General features: G+C 69.7%; 20 protein-coding genes, 1 pseudogene and 1 riboswitch. Of the genes and pseudogenes, 13 read left to right on the top strand and 8 right to left on the bottom strand.

The window, feature by feature from the left end; all coding sequences use genetic code 11:
• Nucleotides 1-24 precede the first annotated feature (24 nt).
• The 6 genes from frr to PV679_RS27830 all read left to right on the top strand — a co-directional run bounded on the left by frr (nucleotide 25) and on the right by PV679_RS27830 (nucleotide 7,021).
• Nucleotides 25-582: a ribosome recycling factor gene (gene frr / locus PV679_RS27855; RefSeq protein WP_319683188.1), complete on the top strand. Its 558-nt coding sequence runs from the start codon at nucleotides 25-27 to the stop codon at nucleotides 580-582.
• A complete protein-coding gene (locus PV679_RS27850; protein WP_319683187.1) occupies nucleotides 582-1,649 on the top strand; it encodes a phosphatidate cytidylyltransferase in 1,068 nt (355 codons plus the stop codon). The genes frr and PV679_RS27850 overlap by 1 nt, the downstream gene beginning before the upstream one ends.
• A 167-nt stretch (nucleotides 1,650-1,816) precedes the next feature.
• A complete protein-coding gene (gene rlmN / locus PV679_RS27845; RefSeq protein WP_319683185.1) occupies nucleotides 1,817-2,929 on the top strand; it encodes a 23S rRNA (adenine(2503)-C(2))-methyltransferase RlmN in 1,113 nt (370 codons plus the stop codon).
• A gap of 86 nt (nucleotides 2,930-3,015) precedes the next feature.
• Nucleotides 3,016-3,142: riboswitch (TPP riboswitch) on the top strand.
• An 83-nt stretch (nucleotides 3,143-3,225) separates the two neighbouring features.
• Complete coding sequence (locus PV679_RS27840; RefSeq protein WP_319683183.1) at nucleotides 3,226-4,323, top strand: thiamine ABC transporter substrate-binding protein; 1,098 nt, start codon at nucleotides 3,226-3,228, stop codon at nucleotides 4,321-4,323.
• Between the two features lie 50 nt (nucleotides 4,324-4,373).
• Nucleotides 4,374-5,987 carry an iron ABC transporter permease gene (locus PV679_RS27835; protein ID WP_319683182.1) on the top strand — a complete coding sequence of 538 codons (1,614 nt, stop codon included), beginning with the start codon at nucleotides 4,374-4,376 and terminating at the stop codon, nucleotides 5,985-5,987.
• Nucleotides 5,987-7,021, top strand: coding sequence for an ABC transporter ATP-binding protein (locus PV679_RS27830; protein ID WP_319683180.1), 1,035 nt, complete (start codon nucleotides 5,987-5,989; stop codon nucleotides 7,019-7,021). Before PV679_RS27835 ends, PV679_RS27830 begins: the two co-directional genes overlap by 1 nt.
• A 26-nt stretch (nucleotides 7,022-7,047) precedes the next feature.
• Here the strand turns inward: PV679_RS27830 and PV679_RS27825 are convergent, their stop codons facing one another.
• The 5 genes and pseudogenes from PV679_RS27825 to PV679_RS27805 form a co-directional block, all read right to left on the bottom strand.
• Nucleotides 7,048-8,172 (bottom strand): Rossmann fold nucleotide-binding protein, encoded by a 1,125-nt coding sequence (locus PV679_RS27825; protein WP_319683178.1) that lies wholly within the window; start codon nucleotides 8,170-8,172, stop codon nucleotides 7,048-7,050.
• A gap of 160 nt (nucleotides 8,173-8,332) precedes the next feature.
• Nucleotides 8,333-9,478: a hypothetical protein gene (locus tag PV679_RS27820; protein ID WP_319683177.1), complete on the bottom strand. Its 1,146-nt coding sequence runs from the start codon at nucleotides 9,476-9,478 to the stop codon at nucleotides 8,333-8,335.
• Nucleotides 9,460-10,104: pseudogene (locus tag PV679_RS27815) on the bottom strand (ABC transporter ATP-binding protein); the annotation flags it as partial. The gene PV679_RS27820 and the pseudogene PV679_RS27815, both read right to left, overlap by 19 nt.
• Before the next feature lie 303 nt (nucleotides 10,105-10,407).
• Complete coding sequence (locus PV679_RS27810) at nucleotides 10,408-11,787, bottom strand: aspartate aminotransferase family protein (RefSeq protein WP_319683175.1); 1,380 nt, start codon at nucleotides 11,785-11,787, stop codon at nucleotides 10,408-10,410.
• A complete protein-coding gene (locus PV679_RS27805; RefSeq protein ID WP_319683174.1) occupies nucleotides 11,772-12,263 on the bottom strand; it encodes an Lrp/AsnC family transcriptional regulator in 492 nt (163 codons plus the stop codon). Before PV679_RS27805 ends, PV679_RS27810 begins: the two co-directional genes overlap by 16 nt.
• 179 nt (nucleotides 12,264-12,442) lie before the next feature.
• Here PV679_RS27805 and PV679_RS27800 point away from each other — a divergent pair, with 179 nt between their 5' ends.
• Nucleotides 12,443-13,882, top strand: coding sequence for a gamma-aminobutyraldehyde dehydrogenase (locus PV679_RS27800; RefSeq protein WP_319683173.1), 1,440 nt, complete (start codon nucleotides 12,443-12,445; stop codon nucleotides 13,880-13,882).
• A gap of 192 nt (nucleotides 13,883-14,074) precedes the next feature.
• Here PV679_RS27800 and PV679_RS27795 read toward each other — a convergent pair whose 3' ends face one another.
• Together PV679_RS27795 and PV679_RS27790 are read right to left on the bottom strand one after the other, a co-directional pair.
• The gene (locus PV679_RS27795; RefSeq protein WP_319683172.1) at nucleotides 14,075-14,776 is read right to left on the bottom strand and encodes a glycerophosphodiester phosphodiesterase; all 702 of its coding nucleotides are present in this window, start codon (nucleotides 14,774-14,776) and stop codon (nucleotides 14,075-14,077) included.
• 26 nt (nucleotides 14,777-14,802) lie between these two features.
• Entirely contained in the window at nucleotides 14,803-15,828 is a 1,026-nt protein-coding gene (locus PV679_RS27790) for an adenosine deaminase (RefSeq protein WP_319683171.1), read from the bottom strand.
• Between the two features lie 161 nt (nucleotides 15,829-15,989).
• On the opposite strand from PV679_RS27790, the gene PV679_RS27785 reads away from it, so the two are divergent.
• Nucleotides 15,990-16,745, top strand: coding sequence for a DUF4190 domain-containing protein (locus PV679_RS27785; RefSeq protein WP_319683170.1), 756 nt, complete (start codon nucleotides 15,990-15,992; stop codon nucleotides 16,743-16,745).
• A gap of 141 nt (nucleotides 16,746-16,886) precedes the next feature.
• Here the strand turns inward: PV679_RS27785 and PV679_RS27780 are convergent, their stop codons facing one another.
• Entirely contained in the window at nucleotides 16,887-17,555 is a 669-nt protein-coding gene (locus PV679_RS27780; RefSeq protein ID WP_319683169.1) for an NADAR family protein, read from the bottom strand.
• A 193-nt stretch (nucleotides 17,556-17,748) separates the two neighbouring features.
• Between PV679_RS27780 and PV679_RS27775 the strand changes: the two genes are divergently transcribed.
• From PV679_RS27775 to PV679_RS27755, 5 genes are read left to right on the top strand one after another with little or no spacing between them, the layout of a single operon-like run.
• Entirely contained in the window at nucleotides 17,749-19,281 is a 1,533-nt protein-coding gene (locus PV679_RS27775; protein WP_319683168.1) for a gamma-aminobutyraldehyde dehydrogenase, read from the top strand.
• Nucleotides 19,282-19,335: 54 nt separating this feature from the next.
• Entirely contained in the window at nucleotides 19,336-20,583 is a 1,248-nt protein-coding gene (locus PV679_RS27770; protein ID WP_319683167.1) for a spermidine/putrescine ABC transporter substrate-binding protein, read from the top strand.
• Nucleotides 20,584-20,632: 49 nt separating this feature from the next.
• A complete protein-coding gene (locus PV679_RS27765) occupies nucleotides 20,633-21,817 on the top strand; it encodes an ABC transporter ATP-binding protein (protein ID WP_319683166.1) in 1,185 nt (394 codons plus the stop codon).
• Nucleotides 21,814-22,758 carry an ABC transporter permease gene (locus tag PV679_RS27760; RefSeq protein ID WP_319683164.1) on the top strand — a complete coding sequence of 315 codons (945 nt, stop codon included), beginning with the start codon at nucleotides 21,814-21,816 and terminating at the stop codon, nucleotides 22,756-22,758. The genes PV679_RS27765 and PV679_RS27760 overlap by 4 nt, the downstream gene beginning before the upstream one ends.
• Nucleotides 22,758-23,561: an ABC transporter permease gene (locus PV679_RS27755; RefSeq protein ID WP_319683162.1), complete on the top strand. Its 804-nt coding sequence runs from the start codon at nucleotides 22,758-22,760 to the stop codon at nucleotides 23,559-23,561. The genes PV679_RS27760 and PV679_RS27755 overlap by 1 nt, the downstream gene beginning before the upstream one ends.
• Nucleotides 23,562-23,590: the final 29 nt, after the last annotated feature.

Here is a 23,590-nt window from a genome sequence, read left to right as displayed (position 1 = left end):
ACTCAAGACACGCAGGAGCAAGTGGTGATCGAAGAGACCCTCCTCGAGGCCGAGGAGAAGATGGAGAAGGCCGTCCTGGTCGCCAAAGACGACTTCGCCGCGATCCGCACCGGCCGGGCCCACCCGGCGATGTTCAACAAGATCGCGGCGGACTACTACGGCGCGATGACCCCGATCAACCAGCTGGCGTCGTTCGCCGTGCCCGAGGCGCGGATGGCGGTGGTGACCCCGTTCGACAAGAGCGCGCTGCGCAATATCGAGCAGGCGATCCGTGACTCCGACCTCGGTGTCAACCCGAGCAACGACGGCAATATCATCCGGGTGGTGTTCCCCGAGCTGACGCAGGACCGCCGCAAGGAGTTCATCAAGGTCGCCAAGACCAAGGCGGAGGACTCCAAGATCTCGATCCGCGCCGTCCGCCGCAAGGCCAAGGAGACCATCGACAAGCTGGTCAAGGACGGCGAGGTGGGCGAGGACGAGGGACGCCGCGCCGAGAAGGAGCTCGACGACACCACCGCGAAGTATGTCGCGCAGGTCGACGAGCTGCTCAAGCACAAGGAAGCCGAGCTGCTCGAAGTCTGATGAACGACTCTTCCTGGCGGGCCCCGGCGACAGCCGGTTACTGGCCGCCCGAGCAGGGGGCTGCCCCGGCGGGTCCCGCATACGATGAGCACCCCGCACAGCAGACTCGGCCCATGCCCATCGTGCCCGACGGACCCGCGAACGGCGGGGACCAGGATGACGAACGGGGGGCTGCTCGGCCGGAGGGCCCCCAGTTCCGCGACAAGATTCCGCAGGAGCCCATGGCCGCACCTCCACCGCCGCCGCAGAAGAAGCGGGCCGGCCGTGATCTGCGTGCGGCCATAGGAGTGGGTCTCGGGCTCGGCGCCGTCGTCGTGGCGTCGCTCTTCATCGTCAAGGCCGTGTTCATCGGCGTCATAGCGGTGGCCGTGGTCGTCGGGCTGTGGGAGCTGACGTCCAGGCTCGACGAGAAGAAGGGCATCAAGGCGCCGCTCGTGCCGCTGGCCGTCGGCGGTGCCGCGATGGTCGTCGCCGGCTATGTGCGCGGCGCCGAGGGCGCGTGGGTCGCGATGGCCCTGACCGCGCTCGCGGTGCTGGTCTGGCGGATGACCGAACCTCCCGAGGGCTATCTCAGGGATGTCACCGCGGGCGTCTTCGCCGCGTTCTACGTGCCGTTCCTGGCCACCTTCGTCGCGATGATGCTCACGGCGGACGACGGCCCGCGACGGGTGCTGATGTTCCTGGTGCTGACCGTCGTCAGCGACACGGGCGCGTACGCGGTGGGCTGGCGCTTCGGCACCCACAAGCTCGCGCCGCGCATCAGCCCCGGCAAGACGCGGGAGGGCCTGCTCGGTGCCGTGGTCTTCGCCATGGCGGCCGGCGCGCTGTGTATGCAGTTCATCATCGACGACGGGATCTGGTGGCAGGGCCTGGTGCTCGGTCTGGCCGTCGCGGCCAGCGCCACCCTCGGTGATCTCGGCGAGTCCATGATCAAGCGGGATCTCGGCATCAAGGACATGGGCACGCTGCTGCCGGGCCACGGCGGCATCATGGACCGGCTCGACTCCCTGCTGCCCACCGCACCGGTGGTCTGGCTACTGCTGGTGATCTTCGTCGGTACGGGCTGAACGGCACGGGTACTCTGGAAGGGCTCGCCGCCCACCGGTGGCGAGCCCCTTCACTCCCGCGACTGCGGGGCTGATCCCGTGAGGTCTCCCGGCACCGGCATTGTCGTGTCGTTCTCTCCGCGCCAGCGGGGATGGCCCGGCCTCGCCGTACCGAGGAGATTTCACACATGGCCCCGCCGACTCCGGGAGAACTCACCTTTGCCGCGCCGCGTGGTGCCAAGAAGCCGCCGCGGCACCTCGCCGACATGACGCCGGCCGAGCGCCGCGAAGCGGTCACCGCGATCGGCGAGAAGGGGTTCCGCGCCAAGCAGTTGTCGCAGCACTACTTCGCGCGCTACATACACGACCCCGAGCAGTGGACCGACATCCCGGCCGCCTCCCGCCAGAAGCTCGCGACGGAGCTGCTGCCCGATCTGATGTCGGTGGTCCGGCACATCTCCTGCGACGACGACACCACGCGTAAGACGCTCTGGCGGCTGCACGACGGCACCCTCGTCGAGTCCGTGCTGATGCGCTATCCGGACCGCGTCACCATGTGCGTCTCGTCACAGGCGGGCTGCGGGATGAACTGCCCGTTCTGCGCGACCGGACAGGCCGGCCTGGACCGCAATCTGTCCACCGCCGAGATCGTGCACCAGATCGTCGACGGCATGCGCGCCCTGCGCGACGGCGAGGTCCCCGGCGGTCCTTCGCGGCTCTCCAACATCGTCTTCATGGGCATGGGCGAGCCGCTCGCCAACTACAACCGCGTGGTCGGAGCGATCCGCCGGCTGACCGACCCCGAGCCGGACGGCCTCGGAATCTCGCAGCGCGGCATCACCGTCTCGACGGTCGGCCTGGTGCCGGCGATGCTGCGCTTCGCCGACGAGGGCTTCAAGTGCCGGCTCGCCGTGTCCCTGCACGCACCGGACGACGAGCTGCGCGACACCCTTGTCCCCGTCAACACCCGCTGGAAGGTCCGCGAGGTGCTGGACGCCGCCTGGGAGTACGCGGAGAAGTCCGGCCGCCGTGTCTCCATCGAGTACGCGCTGATCCGGGACATCAACGACCAGGCCTGGCGCGGCGACCGCCTCGGCAGGCTCCTCAAGGGCAAGCGGGTGCACGTCAATCTGATCCCGCTCAACCCGACTCCGGGATCGAAGTGGACGGCGTCGCGCCCCGAGGACGAGAAGGCGTTCGTGGAGGCGATCGCGGCCCACGGAGTGCCGGTGACCGTACGGGACACCCGTGGCCAGGAGATCGACGGAGCGTGCGGACAGCTCGCGGCGTCGGAGCGGTAGCGGCGCGAGCAGCGCGCGGGAAGGCACCCGGGAGGTGAACCGGGTGTCCGAAAAGCCGCCCTGTACGCTGAGCTCGAAAACATCACATATTCCGACAGGGGAGCGCCACAGCGCTGAGAGTGCGGCACATGTCCGGTGTCAACGGGCAGCGGCCGCAGACCCTCTGGACCTTGCCCAGGTCATTCTGGGTAGGAAGTTCGGACATCACTCAAGCTGTTGCGCCCTGCCCGGGGTCCGGCCCGTCCGGACTCCGGGCAGGGCCGCGTCTTCTCCTGGACACCCCAGGAGGAAATCCAGTGACCACCATCAGGAAGACCGCGGTCGCGGCGCTCGCCGCCGCGCTCGGCGTCGCGGCGCTCGGTGCCTGCGGCGGCTCCGAGCCGTCCGACAGCGGCGGCAGCGGCGGCTCGGCGTCCAAGACCGTCACGCTCGTCAGCCATGACTCGTTCACCGCCTCGCCCGACGTGCTGAAGGCGTTCACGCAGGAGACCGGCTACACGGTCAAGGTGCTGAAGAGCGGAGACGCCGGCGAGGCCCTCAACAAGGAGATCCTGACGAAGGGTTCGCCGCAGGGTGATGTCTTCTTCGGCGTGGACAACACCCTGCTCTCGCGCGCTCTCGACAACGGTCTGTTCACGCCGTACGAGGCGAAGGGCCTGGACCGGGTCGACGCGGGCACACGGCTCGACCAGGGAAAGAACCGCGTCACTCCGATCGACACCGGCGACCTCTGCGTCAACTACGACAAGAAGTACTTCGCCGACAAGAAGCTCGCACCGCCGACGTCCTTCGACGATCTGGTCAAGCCCGCGTACAAGGACCTGCTCGTCACCGAGAACGCCGCGACGTCCTCACCCGGTCTCGGCTTCCTCCTCGGCTCCGTCGCTCGGTACGGCGACGACGGCTGGCAGGACTACTGGAAGAAGCTCAAGGCCAACGGCGTCCGGGTCGTCGACAGCTGGGAGCAGGCCTACAACGAGGAGTTCTCCGGCTCCGCCGGCGGCAAGAAGGCCAAGGCGGACCGGCCGCTCGTCGTCTCGTACGCCTCCAGCCCGCCGGCCGAGGTGCTGTACGCCGAGCCGCAGCCCAAGGAGGCACCGACCGGCGTCTCCACCGAAACCTGCTTCCGGCAGATCGAGTTCGCGGGACTGCTCGACGGCGCGAAGAACGAGGCCGGCGGCAAGGCTCTGCTGGACTTCCTGATCAGTGACCGGTTCCAGGCGGACATGCCGCTGAACATGTTCGTGAACCCGGTGGTGAAGAGCGTCGGACTGCCGAAGCTGTTCACCGAGTTCGGCGCGACCGTCGCCAAGCCGGAGACCGTGGCTCCCGACCGGATCGCCGCCAACCGTGAGCAGTGGATCCAGTCGTGGTCCTCACTCGTAGTGAAGTAACGGCGGGACGGCGGACCGCCGGGCGTGGGAACGCGGTGCGGCTCGGCCTGATGGCCGTGCCCGTCGCGTTCTTCGCCGTCTTCTTCGCCTATCCGGTGGCCGCGATCGTCGGTCGCGGTCTGCGGGCGGACGGAGCCTGGCGGTTCGGCCGGATCGGCGAGGTGCTGAGCCGGCCGGACATCCTCGACGTCCTGTGGTTCACCACCTGGCAGGCGTTCGCCTCCACCGCGCTCACCCTGCTGATCGCGCTGCCCGGCGCCTTTGTCTTCGCGCGTTTCGAGTTCCCGGGCAAGCAGGTGCTGCGCGCGGTGGTCACCGTGCCGTTCGTCCTGCCGACCGTGGTCGCCGGCACGGCCTTCCTGGCGCTCCTCGGACGCGGCGGACTGCTCGACCGGCTGTGGAGCGTGCGGCTCGACACCACGGTCTGGGCGATCCTCCTCGCGCATGTCTTCTTCAACTACGCGGTGGTCGTACGGACGGTGGGCGGTCTGTGGGCGCAGCTCGATCCGCGCCAGGAGGAGGCCGCGCGGGTCCTGGGCGCGGGACGGCTCGCGGCCTGGTGGCGGGTGACGCTGCCCGCGCTCGCTCCCGCCGTCGCGGCCGCCGCGCTGATGGTCTTCCTCTTCACCTTCACCTCCTTCGGAGTCGTACAGATCCTGGGCGGCCCCGCCTACTCCACTCTGGAGGTGGAGATCTACCGGCAGACGGCGCAGTTGCTCGACCTGCCGACGGCGGCGGTGCTGACGCTGGTGCAGTTCGCCGCGGTCGGCGCGATCCTGGCGGTGCACGCGTGGACCGTGCGCAGACGCGAGACCGCGCTGAAGCTGGTCGATCCGGCGGGGACCGCGAGCCGGCCGCGCGGCGCCGGACAGTGGACGCTGCTCGGCGGCGTCCTCGCCACCGTGCTGGTGCTGATCCTGCTGCCTCTCGCGGTGCTGGTGGAGCGGTCCCTGGACGGTCCCGGAGGGTACGGCTTCGCCTTCTACCGGGCGCTCGGGTCGGTGGAGGCGAGCGGCGGCACATTTCTCGTACCTCCGCTGGAAGCGGTGTGGAACTCCCTGCGGTACGCGCTGGTCGCGACGGCCGTCGCGCTGCTGGTCGGCGGACTCGCCGCCGGCGCGCTGACCCGCCGGGCCGGGCGGCTGGTGCGCGGTTTCGACGCGCTGCTGATGCTTCCGCTCGGTGTGTCCGCCGTGACCGTCGGCTTCGGCTTCCTGATCACACTCGACAAGCCTCCGCTGGATCTGCGGGCCTCCTGGATCCTGGTGCCGCTCGCCCAGGCGCTGGTCGGGGTCCCTTTTGTCGTACGGACCATGCTGCCGGTGCTGCGCGCGGTGGACGGACGGCTGCGTGAGGCGGCCGCGGTCCTCGGCGCGTCACCGCTGCGCGCCTGGCGGGAGGTCGATCTGCCGCTGGTGCGGCGGGCGTCGCTGGTGGCCGCCGGTTTCGCCTTCGCCGTGTCCCTGGGCGAATTCGGAGCGACGGTCTTCATCGCGCGACCGGACCGGCCGACCCTCCCGGTCGCCGTGGCACGGCTGCTGGGACGGCCCGGTGAGCTCAACTACGGCCAGGCGATGGCACTGAGCACCGTGCTGATGGTGGTGTGCGCGGTGTCGCTGCTGGCGCTCGAACGTATCCGTACCGACCGTTCCGGGGAGTTCTGATGGCCTTGCTGACCTTGGCGGACGTGACCGTACGGTTCGGTGACCGGAGGGCCCTCGACGCGGTGGACCTCACGATCGCCGAGCACGAGATCGTCTGTGTGCTGGGGCCCAGCGGCAGCGGCAAGTCGACGCTGCTGCGAGTGGTCGCCGGGCTGCGGCCGCCGGACGGCGGACGCGTACTGCTCGACGGCGCCGACCAGGCGGGTGTGCCGGCGCACCGGCGCGGGGTCGGGCTGATGTTCCAGGACCATCAGCTCTTCCCGCAGCGTGACGTGGCCGGCAATGTCGCGTTCGGACTGCGGATGCGCGGCGTGTCGCGCGACGAACTGCGCGGCCGTACCGAGGAGTTGCTCGAACTCGTCGGACTGCCCGGCGCCGGACGGCGGGCCGTGGCCGCGCTGTCCGGCGGCGAGCAGCAGCGCGTCGCTCTGGCACGGGCGCTCGCGCCCAGGCCCCGGCTGCTGATGCTGGACGAGCCGCTCGGCCAGCTCGACCGGAGTCTGCGTGAGCGGCTCGTCGTCGAACTGCGGGCACTTTTCGGACGGCTCGGTACGACCGTGCTCGCCGTCACCCATGACCAGGGCGAGGCTTTCGCGCTCGCCGACCGGGTCGTGGTGATGCGGGACGGGCGGATCGAGCAGACAGGCACGCCGCTGGAGGTGTGGCAGCGGCCGGCCTCCGCGTTCGTGGCGAGGTTCCTCGGCTTCGACAACGTGGTGGAGGCCACAGTGAGCGGCGAGAGCGCCGACACGGCGTGGGGCAAGATTCCCGTGCCTCCGGACTCCGCGCAGGGCGGGCACACGGTGCTGGTGCGGCCGGACGGGGTGCGCCTCGTCGACCCGGCGGAAGGGCTGCGCTGCACCGTTGAGGCCCGGACCTTCCGGGGCAGCCGGGTCGCCGTGCTGCTCAGGCCCGACGGCGGACCGGGGCTGGAGGCGGAGTGCGGTCTCCGGGACGCGCCGGAGGTCGGCGCGACGGTCGGGGCCGTCTTCGCCGCGGAGGATGTGGTGGTGCTGCCCGGCCGGGACGCGTGACGCACGCGCCGGACACGGTGCGCGGCTCAGGCCGCCGTCAGCCGGGCGAGCGCCGCCGGCGCCTCGTCCACCGTGTCGACCAGCGCGATCCGGCTCTCCATCGAGCGGCCCCGCGCCAGCGACCGGAGCAGCGGCCAGGTGGGCAGTGTCTCCGTCCAGTGGACGCGGTCGACCAGGACCATCGGGGTCGGCTCGCCGCGTGACTCGTAGTAGTTCGGCGTCGCGTTGTCGAAGATCTCCTGCACCGTGCCCGCCGCGCCCGGCAGGAAGATCACGCCCGCGTCGCAGCGCGCCAGCAGGCCGTCCTCGCGGGTGGCGTTGGCGAAGTACTTGGCGATGTGGGCCGCGAAGGCGTTGGGCGGCTCGTGGCCGTAGAACCAGGTCGGGATGCCGATGGAGTCGCTGCCCTCCGGCCAGCGGGACCGGATCTCGAAGGCGGCCCGCGCCCAGTCGGAGACGGAAGGGACGAACGACGGTGCCTTGGCGAGGAGTTCCAGCGCCTCGTCCAGCATCGCGTCGTGATGGGGCGCGGAGTACGCGCCGAGGTTCGCGGCCTCCATGGCGCCGGGCCCGCCGCCGGTGGCGACGGTCAGTCCGGTACGGGTGAGGGAGCGGCCGAGCCGCGCGGCGCCCGCGTAGGCGTCCGTGCCGCGCGCCATCGCGTGTCCGCCCATGACGCCCACGACACGTGTGCCGGTGAGGAGTTCGTCCAGCGCGTCGGAGATCGCGTCGTCGTGGATCGAGCGCAGCATGGACGCGAATATGTCGCCGTCGGCCTTGGTCCGCTGGAACCACGCGTACGCGCGGGCGTCGGGAGTGGCCTCGTAACCGCCGTCCGCGAGCCCCTCGAAGAGCTGGCCGGGCGTGTAGAGAAGCCCGCGGTACGGGTTGAAGGGAAGGCCCGGCACGGGCGGGAACACCAGGGCGCCGTCGGCACGCACCTTGGCCGTGGCGGCGGGTTCCATGGGACAGCCGAGGAATACGGCGCCGCCGGTGTCGACGCGCAGGAGGACGGACGTACGGGCCGTCAGATCGACGGACTGCAACCGGTAGCCGCCGAGCGTGCCGCCGCGGGCGGTGCGGTCGAACTCGTCGAGGGACTCTATCTCCCGGTCCTGACCGTGCGCGCCGGGCTGCTCGCCATTTACCATGCGGTCACGATAGGCCCTGGTCCGCCGGGTGTTGCCGGCCGGCCCCGCTCCGCGCGGAACCTTGGGACGCGCGGGGCGCGGGGACGGGGCGGCGCTTTGGGTCCCGTCCGCCGGCCCCGGGGCCGGCGGACGGCCGGTGCTGTCTCCGGGTCGGTGTTTCTCAGGTGGCCAGCGGAATCGCGGCCAGGGCCGACACCGCCCAGGTCAGCGGGGCGAAGGCGGCCAGCAGCGCCGCCGCCCGCACCGCCGCCGCCGTGCGCAGGAGGGCCGGCGCGGCGCCGGAGTGCTGCAGGGACACCGTGGTGAGCGCGCGGACCTGCCTCGCTTCCAGGGCCGCGTTCAGGAGTGTGGCCGCGGCGCAGCCGACGATCAGCCCCGCGCCGAGATCGGTGAGCGGGCCGAAGGGACGTTCGTCACCGGGGCCGTAGAGGGACGCCGCGGCGAACGCGCCGGAGACCACGGCGCAGAGCACGCCGAGCGGCCGGCCGATACGGCGGGCCTCGTCCATCAGGGCCCGGCCCGCCAGCAGGCGGATCGCGCCGGGACGCATCATCTGCAGGAGCCGGCCGCACAGATAGGTGATGCCGGGCCCGGCCAGCGCCAGGCCGACCGCGGTCAGCGACCAGCCGGCCAGGACACCGGCCAGGCTTCCGTCGAGCAGTCCCGTCTTGTTGCCGCGCCGGCTTGTCGCGTATGTCTCGATCGCGAGGCCCGCGGCGGTGAGGGCGACGCCCCACGGCAGTCCGGCCGGCGCGGGCGCGGGGACGGGAGTGGCCGAGGAGTCGGCCTCGGCCGGGCTCGTACCGGGACGCGGGCGCAGCGCGATCGCTGTCGCCAGCGCCGCCAGGAACGGCGCCAGCGACAGCAGCGTCAGCGCCGCGCCGAGCGGCAGCGGCCGGCCCGCCGCGAGCAGAGCCGCCGCCTCGCCCTTGAACGGCTTTCCGTTCAGATCGCCCCGGAGATGAAGGAAGAGCAGCAGTGCCATCGCGCTCCCCAGTGCGCAGGTCACCGCGGTGGAGGCGGCGGCCAGCGCCGTCAGCCGCGCCGGGCCGAGACCGATCGCCGACAGTCCGGTACGCGGCCGGGTGCTGCCGTCCGTACGCGCCACCGCGACCGCGAACTGCACCGTGGCGGCCAGCGGGATCAGACACCAGAGCAGCCGCGGCCAGGATCCGGCGGGGTGGCCCATCGCCCAGCCCAGCGTGCACAGCAGCAGAAAACCGACCCCGGCGGAGGCGGCCGCGACCAGCAGCCGGCGCAGCAGGACCAGGGGATGGGCGCCGCGGCCTAGACGGAGAGCGAGCACGCCGCCCGGCCTTCCGCCTCGGTCGGCCCCGACGAGTCGACGCGCCGGCCGTCCACGAGCGAGACCACCCGGTCGGCGAGCGTCGCGATCTCCGTGTCCAGGGTGGCCAGGACGACGGTGATGCTGTGCGACCGGGCCGCGGTGGTCAGCGTGCGCAGCACTTGCGCACCGTCCGTCTGGTGCAGCGGAGCGGTCGGCTCGTCGGCGAAGATCACCGACGGTGTGGTGACCAGAGCCCGCGCGACGGCGACCCGCTGCCGCTGGGCCTGGAGCAGGGCGTGGGGCCGCTTACGGGCGCAGACGCCGATGTCGAGCCGCTCCAGCCACTCCATCGCCGCGGTCTTGGCGGCGCGGTGGGACGAACCGCGCATCAGCAGCGGCAGGGCCGCGTTCTCCCAGGCGCTGAGTTCGGGCACGAGGGACGGCTCGGGAGCGATCCAGCTGAAGCGGTCGCGGCGCAGCCGCTCGCGCTGCAGCGCGTTCATGGTGTGGACCGGCGAGCCGTTGAACCACACCTCGCCCTCCTGTGGGACCAACTGCCCCGACAGGCAGCGCAGCAGAGTCGTCTTGCCGCTGCCGCGCGGTCCGTTCACGGCGAGGATCTCGCCCTCGCGCACGCCGAGCGAGACGCCGTCGAGAGCGGGCGAGCCGTCGTGTGAGTAGTTCAGGGAACGCGCCCAGAGCACGTCGTTGTCCGGCGGGGCCACCATGGCGTACACCTCGGTTCTGGATCAGACTTACCGTTCCCCGTCCGGGGGAACGAAGGCGGCGACGATGGGTCACTGGGCACCGTAGGTATTCGGGACCGGGTGTGCGGACAGCACACGGCCCGGGCGCGCCCCTTCTCACTCGAATGGGGTGCACCCGGGCCGTCATGCGGGTGGTCCGCGTACGGGACCGCGGTCCGCGTACGGGAACCGCTCGGTGGATCAGAGCTTGGTCCAGGCCTCCGTCAGCACCGCCCGCAGGATTCCCTCGATCTCGTCGAACGTCGACTGGTCGGAGATCAGCGGCGGCGCGAGCTGCACCACCGGATCGCCCCGGTCGTCGGCGCGGCAGTACAGTCCGCTGTCGTACAGCGCCTTGGAGAGGAATCCGTACAGGACGCGCTCGGTCTCCTCGTCGGTGAACGTCTCCTTGGTGGCCTTGTCCTTCACCAGCTCGATGCCGTAGAAGAAGCCGTTGCCGCGGACGTCGCCGACGATCGGCAGGTCGTGCAGCTTCTTCAGCGTGTCGAAGAAGGCGCCCTCGTTGTCGAGGACATGCTGGTTGAGGCCCTCGCGCTCAAAGATGTCGAGGTTGGCGAGCCCGACCGCCGCGGAGACCGGGTGGCCGCCGAAGGTGTAGCCGTGCAGGAAGGTGTTGTCGCCCTCGTAGAACGGCTGGGCGAGCCGGTCCGAGACGATGCAGGCGCCGATCGGGGAGTAGCCCGATGTCATGCCCTTGGCGCAGGTGATCATGTCCGGTACGTAGCCGAACTTGTCGCACGCGAACATCGTGCCGAGCCGGCCGAAGGCGCAGATGACCTCGTCGGAGACGAGCAGCACGTCGTACTGGTCGCAGATCTCCCGGACCCGCTGGAAGTATCCGGGCGGCGGCGGGAAGCAGCCGCCGGCGTTCTGCACCGGCTCCAGGAAGACCGCCGCGACCGTCTCGGGGCCCTCGAAGAGGATCTCCTGCTCGATCTGGTCGGCGGCCCAGCGGCCGAACGCCTCGGGGTCGTCGCCGAATATCGGCGCGCGGTAGATGTTGGTGTTCGGGACCTTGTGCGCGCCCGGCACCAGCGGCTCGAACGGCGCCTTCAGCGCCGGCAGACCGGTGATGGACAGCGCTCCCTGCGGCGTGCCGTGGTAGGCGACGGCGCGTGAGATGACCTTGTACTTGGTGGGCTTGCCGGTCAGCTTGAAGTACTGCTTGGCGAGCTTCCAGGCGGTCTCGACCGCCTCGCCGCCGCCGGTGGTGAAGAAGACCTTGTTGAGGTCGCCGGGCGCGTAGTGGGCCAGCCGCTCCGCCAGCTCGACCGCCTTCGGGTGGGCGTACGACCACACCGGGAAGAAGGCCAGCTCCTGGCCCTGCTTGTAGGCGGTCTCGGCCAGCTCGTGGCGGCCGTGGCCGGCGTTGACCACGAACAGACCGGAGAGGCCGTCCAGGTAGCGCTTGCCCTTGTCGTCGTAGATGTAGGTGCCCTCGCCACGCACGATGGTGGGCACGGGTGCGTTCTCGTACGACGACATGCGCGTGAAGTGCATCCACAGATGGTCGTACGCGGTCTTGGAGAGGTCCTTGCTCACGGCTATCGGGTTCCCCACATATAGGTCTGCTTCTTCAGCTTCAGATAGACGAAGCTCTCGGTGGAGCGCACGCCGGGGAGCGCGCGGATCCGTTTGTTGATCACTTCCAGCAGGTGGTCGTCGTCCTCGCAGACGATCTCCACCATCAGGTCGAACGAGCCCGCGGTGATCACCACGTACTCGCACTCGTCCATGGCGGACAGCGCCTCCGCGACCGTGTCCATGTCGCCCTCGACCTTGATGCCGACCATCGCCTGCCGCCGGAATCCGACGGTGAGCGGATCGGTCACGGCGACGATCTGCATAACGCCCTGGTCGAGCAGTTTCTGGACGCGCTGGCGCACGGCCGCCTCGGAAAGGCCGACGGCCTTGCCGATCGCGGCGTACGGGCGCCGTCCGTCCTCCTGGAGCTGCTCGATGATGGCGAGGGATACGGCATCGATCGCCGATGATGATCCGTTCCCGGTCCTGGAGTCCGCGCTACGACTTGCCACGCGGTTCACTGTGCACTGCGACTCTTCCGTCCCGCAACCCTTTAGCGATGAAATTCGTTGTTGAAGGGCCCATATTTCACCGAATCCGAAGATCGGGAGCGTCGGGCCTGTCGAAAGCGTCGAGCGAACGATTAGGGTGGGATGTCTCACCCATCGGACATCTGACAGGAGGGGTGGCTGTGACCACCGAGCTGCGCCGTCTGCGTAACTACATCAACGGGGAGTTCCGGGACGCCGTCGACGGACGGACCATCGAGGTGATCAACCCGGCCACCGGCGAGGTCTACGCGACGTCCCCGCTCTCCGGACCGGCGGACATCGACGCCGCCATGGAGGCAGCCGCGGCCGCCTTTCCGGCCTGGCGCGACGCCACCCCGGCCGAGCGCCAGCGGGTCCTGCTCAAGATCGCGGACGCCGTCGAGGAGCGCGCGGAGGACCTGATCGCCGCCGAGTCGGAGAACACCGGCAAGCCGCTGGAGCTGACCCGCACCGAAGAGATCCCGCCGATCGTGGACCAGATCCGCTTCTTCGCGGGCGCCGCCAGGATGCTGGAAGGCCGTGCGGCCGGCGAGTACATGGACGGCTTCACCTCCATCGTCCGGCGCGAGCCGGTCGGAGTCTGCGCGCAGGTCGCGCCGTGGAACTACCCGATGATGATGGCCGTGTGGAAGTTCGCGCCGGCCCTCGCTGCGGGCAACACCGTGGTGCTGAAGCCGTCGGACACCACTCCGGCCTCGACCGTGCTGCTGGCCGAGATCATCGGCGCGATCGTGCCCAAGGGCGTCTTCAACGTCATCTGCGGCGACCGCGACAGCGGCCGCGCGATGGTGGAGCACCCGACGCCCGCCATGGCCTCCATCACCGGTTCCGTACGGGCCGGCATCCAGGTCGCCGAGTCCGCGGCCAAGGACGTCAAGCGGGTCCATCTCGAACTGGGCGGCAAGGCGCCCGTCGTCGTCTTCGAGGATGTCGACATCCTCAAGGCCGTCGAGGACATCGCGGTGGCGGGCTATTTCAACGCGGGCCAGGACTGTACGGCCGCCGCGCGCGTCCTGGTGCACGAATCGATCCACGACGAGTTCGTGACGGCGCTCGCGAAGGCCGCCGCGGAGACCAGGACCGGCGCCCCGGACGACGAGGACGTGCTGTACGGCCCGCTCAACAACGCCAACCAGCTCAAGCAGGTCTCCGGCTTCATCGAGCGGCTGCCGGCGCACGCCAAGGTGGAGGCGGGCGGCCACCAGGTCGGTGACAAGGGATACTTCTACGCTCCGACCGTCGTCTCCGGCCTCAAGCAGGACGACGAGATCATCCAGAAAGAGGTCTTCGGCCCCGTCATCACCGTCCAGTCCTTCACGGACGAGGACCAGGCCCTGGAGTACGCGAACGGCGTCGAGTTCGCCCTCGCCTCCTCGGTATGGACCAAGGACCACGCCCGCGCGATGCGGATGTCGAAGTCGCTGGACTTCGGCTGCGTGTGGATCAACACGCATATCCCGCTGGTCGCGGAGATGCCGCACGGCGGCTTCAAGAAGTCGGGCTACGGCAAGGACCTCTCGGCGTACGGCTTCGACGACTACACGCGCATCAAGCACGTAATGACCTCGCTCGACGGCTGACGGTACACCTCAGGTACGCACCGGAGCGGGCGCGGGACCTCGCGCCGGGCGCCCGCTCCGGTGCGTGGTCCCGTGTCCTGGGGAGGACGTCGGCTCGTCACGCCGCGCGGGGCGGCCTCATCGGTGGTGACGAACGGGGCCCGGTGCCGGTGTCGGCTGCCGTCGCACTCTCCCGGCCGCCCGTGAGACCGTTCAAGTGCGTCTGGTGGCAGCGGACTTCCTGGCCAGAACCGCCAGCACGTCGATCCGGTTGGTGGTGATCGAGTCGACGCCCCGCGCGATCAGCCGGCGCATGGCGAGGCCGGTGTCCGCGGTCCAGGCGGAGACCAGCAGTCCGGCGCGGTGGTCCCGGTCGGCCAGCTCCCGGGTGACCAGTGCGAAGCGGTAGTTGAGCCAGCGCGGTCGTACCGCCGCGAGCAGGGCCGGCCGTGGCGCCGCGACCGTGGTCCAGGTCATCGCGATCTCGGCGGACGCGTCGGCGGCGCGCACGGCGAGCATCGTGCCCGGAGCGCCGCAGTAGTACACCCGCTCGCCGGCCCCGCACGCCCGCACCGTCCCGACGACCGTACGCACCGACTCCGCCGTGGCGCCCGGGAGATCGATCATGAGCCGGGCCGGACCGGCCGCGCGCAGCGCCTCGCGCAGCGTCGGGACTCCGCCGCCGGTCAGGTGGCGCAGCTTCTCGTGGGTCAGCTCCGCGAGGCGGCGTTCATGACCCCAGAGCCGCTCCAGCGACGCGTCGTGCAGCAGGACGGGCACACCGTCCCGGGTCAGCCGGACATCGACCTCGACGGCGTCCGCTCCGCGTGCCAGCGCGGAGCGGACCGACGCGAGAGTGTTCTCACGGAACCGGTAGGGATCGCCGCGGTGGCCCACGGCAAGCGCAGTACGCATGAGGCCAGTGTGGCCGGTGACCTCCGCTACGGCGCCAGCCACTTGGTGGTGTACGTGTCGATCTCCTCGGCGAGCCGCTGCTTGCCGGCCGGGTCGAGGAAGGACGCCTCCACGGCGTTCTTCGCGAGATCGGCGAGGCCCCGCTCGTCCAGGCCGAGCAGCCGGCCCGCCACCGCGTACTCCTGGTTCAGGTCGGTGCCGAACATCGGCGGATCGTCGCTGTTCACCGTCACCAGCACACCGGCCGCCACCATCGCCTTGATCGGGTGCTCGTCGAGATCGGCGACCGCGCGGGTGGCGATGTTGGAGGTGGGACACACCTCCAGCGGGATACGGTGCCGGGCCAGATGCGCCAGCAGCTCAGGATCCTGGACCGAACTGGTGCCGTGTCCGATGCGCTCCGCGCCCAGTTCGTTCAGCGCGTCCCAGACGGTCCCCGGCCCGGTCGTCTCACCGGCGTGCGGCACGGAGCGCAGGCCCGCGGCGATCGCCCGGTCGAAGTACGGCTTGAACTGGGGCCTGGGCACGCCGATCTCGGGGCCGCCGAGACCGAAGGAGACCAGGCCCTCGGGGCGCAGATCGACCGCGAGCCGCGTGGTCTCCTCGGCCGCCTCCAGACCGGCCTCGCCGGGGATGTCGAAGCACCACCGCAGCACGACACCGAGCTCGGTCTCCGCGGACTTCCTGGCGTCCTCGATCGCCTCCATGAAGCCCTGCTCGGGAATGCCGCGCCTGGTCGAGCTGAACGGTGTGCACGTCAGCTCGGCATAACGGATGTTCTGCCGGGCCATGTCGCGGGCGACCTCGAAGGTCAGCAGCCGGACGTCCTCGGGAGTGCGGATCAGATCGACGACGGAGAGATAGACCTCGATGAAGTGCGCGAAGTCGGTGAAGCTGAAGTAGTCGACGAGTGCCTCGGGGTCGGTGGGCACCTTGGAGTCCGGGTGCCGGGCCGCCAGTTCGGAGACGATGCGGGGCGAGGCGGAGCCGACATGATGGACATGCAGCTCGGCCTTGGGAAGCCCCGAGATGAAGGGGTGCAGATCGGTCATCGGGATTCTCCGGGTGCGGGGTCGGGTGCCAGAGGTGTGGCGTCGGCAGGGCAGGACGTCCGCCCCCGCCCCGGGCGCTCAGGTCATGGGTCATCGTAGGCCGGGCCCGTTCCGGGCGCGGCGGAGGCCGTAGCATGACGGCATCACGATGGGGGAGGCCCATGTCAGACCAGAGCGAGCAGCCGTCGGGCGGCTACGAGCCAAGTGATCCGTGGGCTCCGCCCGAGCGGAAGGTGCCGCTGGACAAGCCGGGGTCACCGCCGCAGCCGGGGACCGGCCCCGTCCATGACCAGCCGACCGTCGCCGGGATACCGGGAACTGGGTCCGGTGCTCTGCCGCCGCCGCCGATCGCTCCCGGTGGTCCCGCCCAGCCCGCGCCGGGCCCTTACGGCTATCCGGCCGCCCAGCCCGGACCCAGTGACCAGCAGTCGGCTTCTCCGTACGGCACCGGCACCGGTTACGGCTATCCGACCGCCGGCTACCAGGGCTCCGGCTACCCGGCTCCGGACCTCCAGAGTCCCGGCTATCCCACCGCCGGGTATCCGGGATACGGCCAGACCGGCTGGCAGGAGACCCCGTCGAACGGCATGGGCATCGCGGCCATGGTGCTCGGCATCATCGCCGTCGCGGTCTTCTGCATCTGGGGACTCGGCGTCATCCTCGGTGTGCTCGCGCTGATCTTCGGCATCATCGGCCGCCGTCGCGCCCGGCGGGGCCAGGCCACAAACGGCGGGATGGCGCTGGCCGGCATCATCCTCGGCGCGATCGGGGCCGTGATCAGCGGCGCGTTCGTCGCCTTCCTGATCTGGGTGGTCGCCAACGGCGAAGAGCTGGGCACGACGGACGGCGATCCCTTCGCCACCTCACTGGTGGTCGGCGCCGACCGCACGGCGCACATGTCCCAGGGCCTGTTTTAGAAGTCCCGTCTAACTCACGGTGTCTGGTGCGCGCGGTCGCCGCGTGTCGAAGTCGTCCACGTACGTCTCGTACGAGAACGTCCTCCGCCTTGCGATCGCACGCACCAGACACCGTGAGCCCCGCCCCGTGGGCGGACGACGCTACTTCTCACACACGCCCTGACCCCGCTCCGGGGCCGCGTCGGCTCCGGAGGCCGGGTACTTCGCCCGGAGCCGCTCACGCGCCTCCATCAGCGCGAAGCCCAGCAGATTCAGCCCGCGCCAGCGCGCGGGATCCTCTGCGCGCTCGTCGGCCGCGGCCAGTCCGATGCCCCAGATCCGGTCCATCGGGCTGGCCTCGACGAGTATCCGCCCGCCCGTGGCCAGCAGAAATCCACGCAGCCCGGCGTCCTGCCCGAACTTGTGGACGCTGCCCGCCAGCACGATGCCGTACCGCTCGCGCTTCCATACGGCCTCGTCGAAATCGCGCACCAGCCGTCCCGCCTTCTTCGCGAGCGCCGGATTCGCCGCGCCGACCGCGAGACGCTCGGCCTCCGCGTCGCCGAAGAGCCGCGCCTTGGCCGCCATCATCCAGTGCTCGGCCGTCGCGTACTCCACGTCCTCGACCGTGAACGGCGCCGGCCACCACTGGCTGAGACAGGACGGCCCGAGCGTGCCGTCCTGACGCGGTGCGTGTCCCCAGAAGCGCAGATATCTGAGCCGCTCGCCGCGCTCGGCCCGTCCGACCAGCTCAGCCACGGTCCGGACGGCGTTCCCCGTGCTCCCTGTGTGGGTTCCCATGCACGCGAGTCTGGCAGTCACCACTGACATTCCGTACGCCGATCAGGACATCCACACGACACATGGTCGACCGAATCCGTCGCGTAACCAAAAGGCAACAACGGAATCCCTTGTTGAGGTGGAGGTGCTCTGTCAGGATCGGCACTCAATTGAAACCGGAGCCACGGCCGGAACTCCAGCCGACGCGGCGACCGGGACCCCAGCCGGAACAACGGAGAGCGTCATGGGCAACCGCTTCCAGGTGCGCGACCGCTTCGCGGACGGTGCGCAGTTCATCGGCGGCCGGTCTCGGCCCGGAACGTCCGGACGTACACACGCCGTTGTGAATCCAGCCACCGGCGAAGAGATCTACACCTGTGAACTGGCCGGCCGGGCCGATGTCGACGCGGCCGTCGCCGCGGCGCGCGCGGCCTTTCCGGGCTGGGCGGGCGCCACTCCCGGTGAGCGTTCCGACGCCCTGCACCGTCTCGCGGCCGTCCTCACCGAGGAGGCCGACGACTTCGCGTACGCCGAATCGCTTCAGTGCGGCAAACCGCTCAAGCTGTCCACCGAGTTCGATGTGCCGGGCACGATCGACAACACCGCCTTCTTCGCGGGCGCCGCCCGGCGTCTGGAAGGTGTCTCCGCCGGCGAGTACAGCGGCGACCACACCTCGTACACACGCCGGGAGCCGATCGGAGTCGTCGGCTCCGTCGCACCCTGGAACTACCCGCTCCAGATGGCCGCCTGGAAGATTCTCCCGGCCATCGCCGCGGGCAACACGATCGTGCTGAAGCCCGCCGAGATCACGCCCTTCACCTCGCTGATGTTCGCCCGCGCCGCCCAGCGGGCCGGACTGCCCGACGGCGTCATCAACATCGTCACCGGCGCGGGCCCCGACGCGGGCGAACACCTCGTCGGCCATCCCGATGTGGTGATGACCTCCTTCACCGGTTCCACCGCCGTCGGCAGGCGTGTCGCCGAGATCGCCACCGCCACCGTGAAGCGCATCCATCTCGAACTCGGCGGCAAGGCCCCGTTCCTGGTCTTCGACGACGCCGATCTGGAGGCCGCCGTCCATGGCGCGGTCGCGGCGTCACTCATCAACGGCGGCCAGGACTGCACGGCAGCCACCCGCGCCTATGTCCAACGGCCGCTCTACGACGCCTTTGTGAGCGGAGTCGCCGATCTGATGGAGACCGTGCGTCTCGGCGACCCCTTCGACCCTGACACCGATCTCGGACCGCTGATCTCGCACGCCCACCGGGACCGGGTCGCCGGCTTCGTCGACCGGGCCCGCGACAGCGCCCGCGTCGTCACCGGCGGCGTCGCACCGGGCGCCGCGGACGGCGAACGCGGTCTGAAGAACGGCGCCTACTACCGGCCCACGCTTGTCGCGGACGCCGCCCAGAACAGCGAGATCGTCCAGTCCGAGATCTTCGGCCCGGTGCTGGCCGTGCTGCCCTTCGACTCCGACGACGAGGGCATCCGGCTCGCCAACGACACTCCGTACGGACTCGCCGCCTCCGCCTGGAGCCGGGACGTCTACCGCACCGGCCGCGCGACCCGTGAGATCAAGGCCGGCTGTGTCTGGATCAACGACCACATCCCGATCATCAGCGAGATGCCGCACGGCGGCTACAAGGCCAGCGGGTTCGGAAAGGACATGTCGGCGTACTCCTTCGAGGAGTACACGCAGGTCAAGCACGTGATGTACGACAACACGGCGGTCGCCAGAAAGGACTGGCACCGCACGGTCTTCGGGGACCGTCCGTAGACCGCTCCCTGTCCGCCGGCCGGTCCTCACCATCCATCCGAAGGGGCACAGCGCATGGAGCAGTACGAGCCCGACCGTCTGTCCGGGGCCCAGCGGGCCGCGATGCGGCGCAGCACGACCAGCGGCCGGGGCGCCCTCACCCGCCGCTCGATGCTGCGCGCCACCGGCGTCGGTGCGCTCGCGATCGGTGGCCTCGCGGGTCTGAGCGGCTGCGGGATCCCGCCCGCGAAGCGCGACGACAACGGCCCGGCGTCCACCGACCACTCGGCCCGGGAGAAGCGCGTCGTCTTCTCCAACTGGACCGAATACATGGACACCAGCGAGGACGAGAAGCACTATCCGACCCTGGAGGCGTTCACCGCGCGCACCGGGATCACCGTCAAGTACACGGCGGACATCAACGACAACGTCGAGTTCTTCGGCAAGGTCCAGCCGCAGCTCGCGGCCGGCCAGGACACCGGCCGCGACCTGATATGCGTGACCGACTGGCTCGCCGCCCGCATGATCAGGCTCGGTTACGCGCAGCGGCTCGACCCCTCCAACCTCCCGCACGCGTTCGCGAATCTCTCCCAGCAGTTCCGCTCGCCCGACTGGGACCCGGGCCGCGCCTATTCCTATCCCTGGACCGGCATCCCGACCGTCATCGCGTACAACACCAAGGCGACCAAGGGACGCGAGGTCGAGTCCGTCAGCCAGCTTCTGGACGATCCGGCGCTCAAGGGCCGGGTCGCTTTCCTCTCCGAGATGCGCGACTCCATCGGGATGACGCTGCTCGATCTCGGCAAGGACCCCGGGAAGTTCACCGACGACGACTTCGACGCGGCGGTCGCCCGGCTCCAGAAAGGCGTCGACAAACAGCAGATCCGGCGCTTCACCGGCAACGACTACACCGCGGACCTCGACAAGGGCGATATCGCGGCGTGTGTCGCCTGGGCCGGCGACATCGTCCAGTTGCAGGCCGACAACCCGGACATCCGGTACACCATCCCGGAAACCGGCTACATCATCTCCAGCGACAATCTGCTGGTCCCGGCCAAGGCGCGGCACAAGACCAACGCCGAGAAGCTCATCGATCACTACTACCAGCCGCCGGTCGCCGCCCAGCTCGCCGCGTACATCAACTACGTCTGTCCGGTCGACGGCGTACGCGAAGAACTCACGAAGATCGACAAATCGATGGCCGACAACACGCTGATCCTCCCGGACGCGGCGATGGCCGCCTCCTCACACGCCTTCCGTTCCCTCAGCAGCGAGGAAGAGACGGCGTACGAGGAGAAGTTCGCCAAGCTCATCGGCGCCTGAGCACGCCGCACGCCCGCCCAACTCCCTCCAGCCCCCGGGACCGTTACCCATGACAGAGACCGCATCCACCAACCGGGGCGGCGACGACGTCCGCCTCACCGGGATCAGCAAGACCTATGGCTCCTTCCAGGCGGTCCAGCCGCTCGATCTCACCGTGCCGCAGGGCTCCTTCTTCGCTCTCCTCGGTGCGTCGGGCTGCGGCAAGACCACCACACTGCGGATGATCGCCGGCCTGGAGGACCCGACCACCGGGACGGTCTTCCTGGGCGACAAGGACGTCACCGGTCTGCCTCCCTACAAGCGCCCGGTCAACACGGTCTTCCAGAGCTACGCGCTCTTTCCGCATCTCGACATCTACGAGAACGTCGCCTTCGGACTGCGCCGACGCGGCGTCAAGTCCGTACGCGAGCAGGTCGCCGGGATGCTCGACCTGGTACAGCTCGGTGACTTCGCCAAGCGCAAGCCGCATCAGCTCTCCGGCGGTCAGCAGCAGCGGGTCGCCGTGGCCCGCGCGCTGATCAACCACCCGAAGGTGCTGCTGCTCGACGAACCTCTCGGCGCCCTGGACCTCAAGCTGCGCCGTCAGATGCAGCTTGAGCTCAAGCGCATCCAGACCGAGGTCGGCATCACCTTCATCCATGTCACGCACGACCAGGAGGAGGCCATGACGATGGCCGACACCGTCGCGGTGATGAACGCGGGCCGGGTCGAGCAGCTCGGCAGTCCCGCCGATCTCTACGAGAACCCGAAGACCACCTTTGTCGCCAACTTCCTCGGCACCTCCAACCTCATCGAGGCCGAGGTCGCCGCGACCGACGGCGACGACCTGGTGGTCACGGCCGGCGGCGCCAAGCTGCTGCTGCCGTCGGGCCGGTGTTCCGCGCCGACCACGCGCGGCGGCAAACTGCTGGTCGGCGTACGGCCCGAGAAGATCTCACTGGCGCACGCGGACGACGCGGGCCCGATCCCCGGAGGACGCAACCGGATCACCGGCCGGATAGCCGACTCCAGCTTCATCGGCGTCTCGACGCAGTACGTGATCGACAGCCCGGTCTGCCCCGGCCTTGAGGTGTACGCGCAGAACATCGAGCGCGACAGCCGCCTCGTCCCGGGCGCCGAGGTCGTCCTGCACTGGAATCCGGCGCACACCTTCGGACTCGACGCCGCGCAGTCCGCGCTCGCCGGGACAGTGGGTTCCGCCGGTGTCGAGACGGCCCGCGAGGAGGCCGCGTGACCGCCACGCAAGCTCCGCCCGCCGCTCCCACGCCGTCCGCCGCCGAACAGCCCGGCCCAACGGTGCGCAAGACGTCCGCGCGCAGGCGTCTCGTCCCGTACTGGCTGCTGCTGCCCGGCATCCTCTGGCTGCTGATCTTCTTCGCGCTGCCGATGATCTACCAGGCGTCGACCTCCGTACAGACCGGGTCGCTGGAAGAGGGCTTCCAGGTCACCTGGCACTTCGCGACCTACTGGGACGCGCTCCGGGAGTACTACCCGCAGTTTGTGCGCTCCCTGCTGTACGCCGGCACCGCCACGGTGCTGTGTCTGCTGCTGGGCTATCCGCTCGCCTATCTGATCGCCTTCAAGGCCGGCCGCCGGCGCAATCTGCTGCTGGTCCTGGTCATCGCGCCGTTCTTCACCAGCTTCCTGATCCGCACGCTGGCCTGGAAGACGATCCTCGCCGACGGCGGTCCGGTCGTCGGCGTACTGAACACCCTGCATGTCCTCGATGTGACGAGCTGGCTCGGCTGGACCGAGGGCAGCCGTGTGCTGGCCACTCCGCTGGCGGTGGTCTGCGGTCTGACCTACAACTTCCTGCCTTTTATGATCCTGCCGCTCTACACCTCGCTGGAACGCATCGACGGCCGGCTCCACGAGGCCGCGGGCGATCTCTACGCCAGGCCCCTGACCACCTTCCGCAAGGTGACCTTCCCGCTCTCCATGCCGGGCGTCGTCTCCGGCACCCTGCTCACCTTCATCCCGGCGAGCGGCGACTACGTCAACGCCGAACTGCTGGGCTCCACCGACACCAAGATGGTCGGCAGCGTCATCCAGACACAGTTCCTGCGGGTCCTCGACTATCCGACGGCCGCCGCGCTCTCCTTCATCCTCATGGCGGTCGTCCTGCTGATGGTCACCGTCTATATCCGCCGAGCAGGGACGGAGGACCTGGTCTGATGAGTGTGACGCGTTGGATACGGCGCAATCTGGTGGTCATCGCGGGCGTACTGACGCTCGGATACATGATCGTGCCCAACCTCGTCGTGATGGTCTTCTCCTTCAACAAGCCGCAGGGCCGCTTCAACTACTCCTGGCAACGCTTCTCCCTGGACGCATGGCGGGATCCCTGCGGAGTCGCCGATCTGTGCGGCTCGCTGAGCCTCTCGCTCCAGATCGCCGCCTGGGCGACGCTCGGCGCCACCGTCCTCGGCACGATGATCGCCTTCGCGCTGGTCCGCTATCGCTTCCGGGCGCGCGGCTCCATCAACTCACTGATCTTCCTGCCGATGGCGATGCCCGAGGTCGTGATGGCCGCCTCGCTGCTCACGCTCTTCCTCAACCTGGGCGCGCGGCTGGGCTTCTGGACCATCCTCATCGCCCACATCATGTTCTGTCTGAGCTTTGTGGTGACGGCCGTCAAGGCGCGGGTCATGTCCATGGACCCGCGGCTGGAGGAGGCGGCGCGCGATCTCTACGCCGGGCCCGTGCAGACCTTCGTACGGGTCACCCTGCCGATCGCCGCGCCCGGTATCGCGGCGGGCGCGCTCCTCGCCTTCGCGCTCTCCTTCGACGACTTCATCATCACCAACTTCAACGCCGGCTCGACCGTGACCTTCCCGATGTTCGTCTGGGGCTCCGCACAGCGCGGCACGCCGGTGCAGATCAATGTCATCGGGACGGCGATGTTCGTCGTCGCCGTACTGATCGTGATCGCCGGCCAGTTGGCCGGTGACCGGCGGAGGAAGACCGCCACATCCTGACCGCCACATCCTGACCGCCACATCCTGAC

The sequence above is a fragment of the Streptomyces sp. AK02-01A genome (assembly GCF_033795305.1).
Lineage (GTDB): Bacteria > Actinomycetota > Actinomycetes > Streptomycetales > Streptomycetaceae > Streptomyces.
Note: the sequence above shows the minus strand (reverse complement) of the source record. Positions and strands in the feature narration are given on the sequence as shown.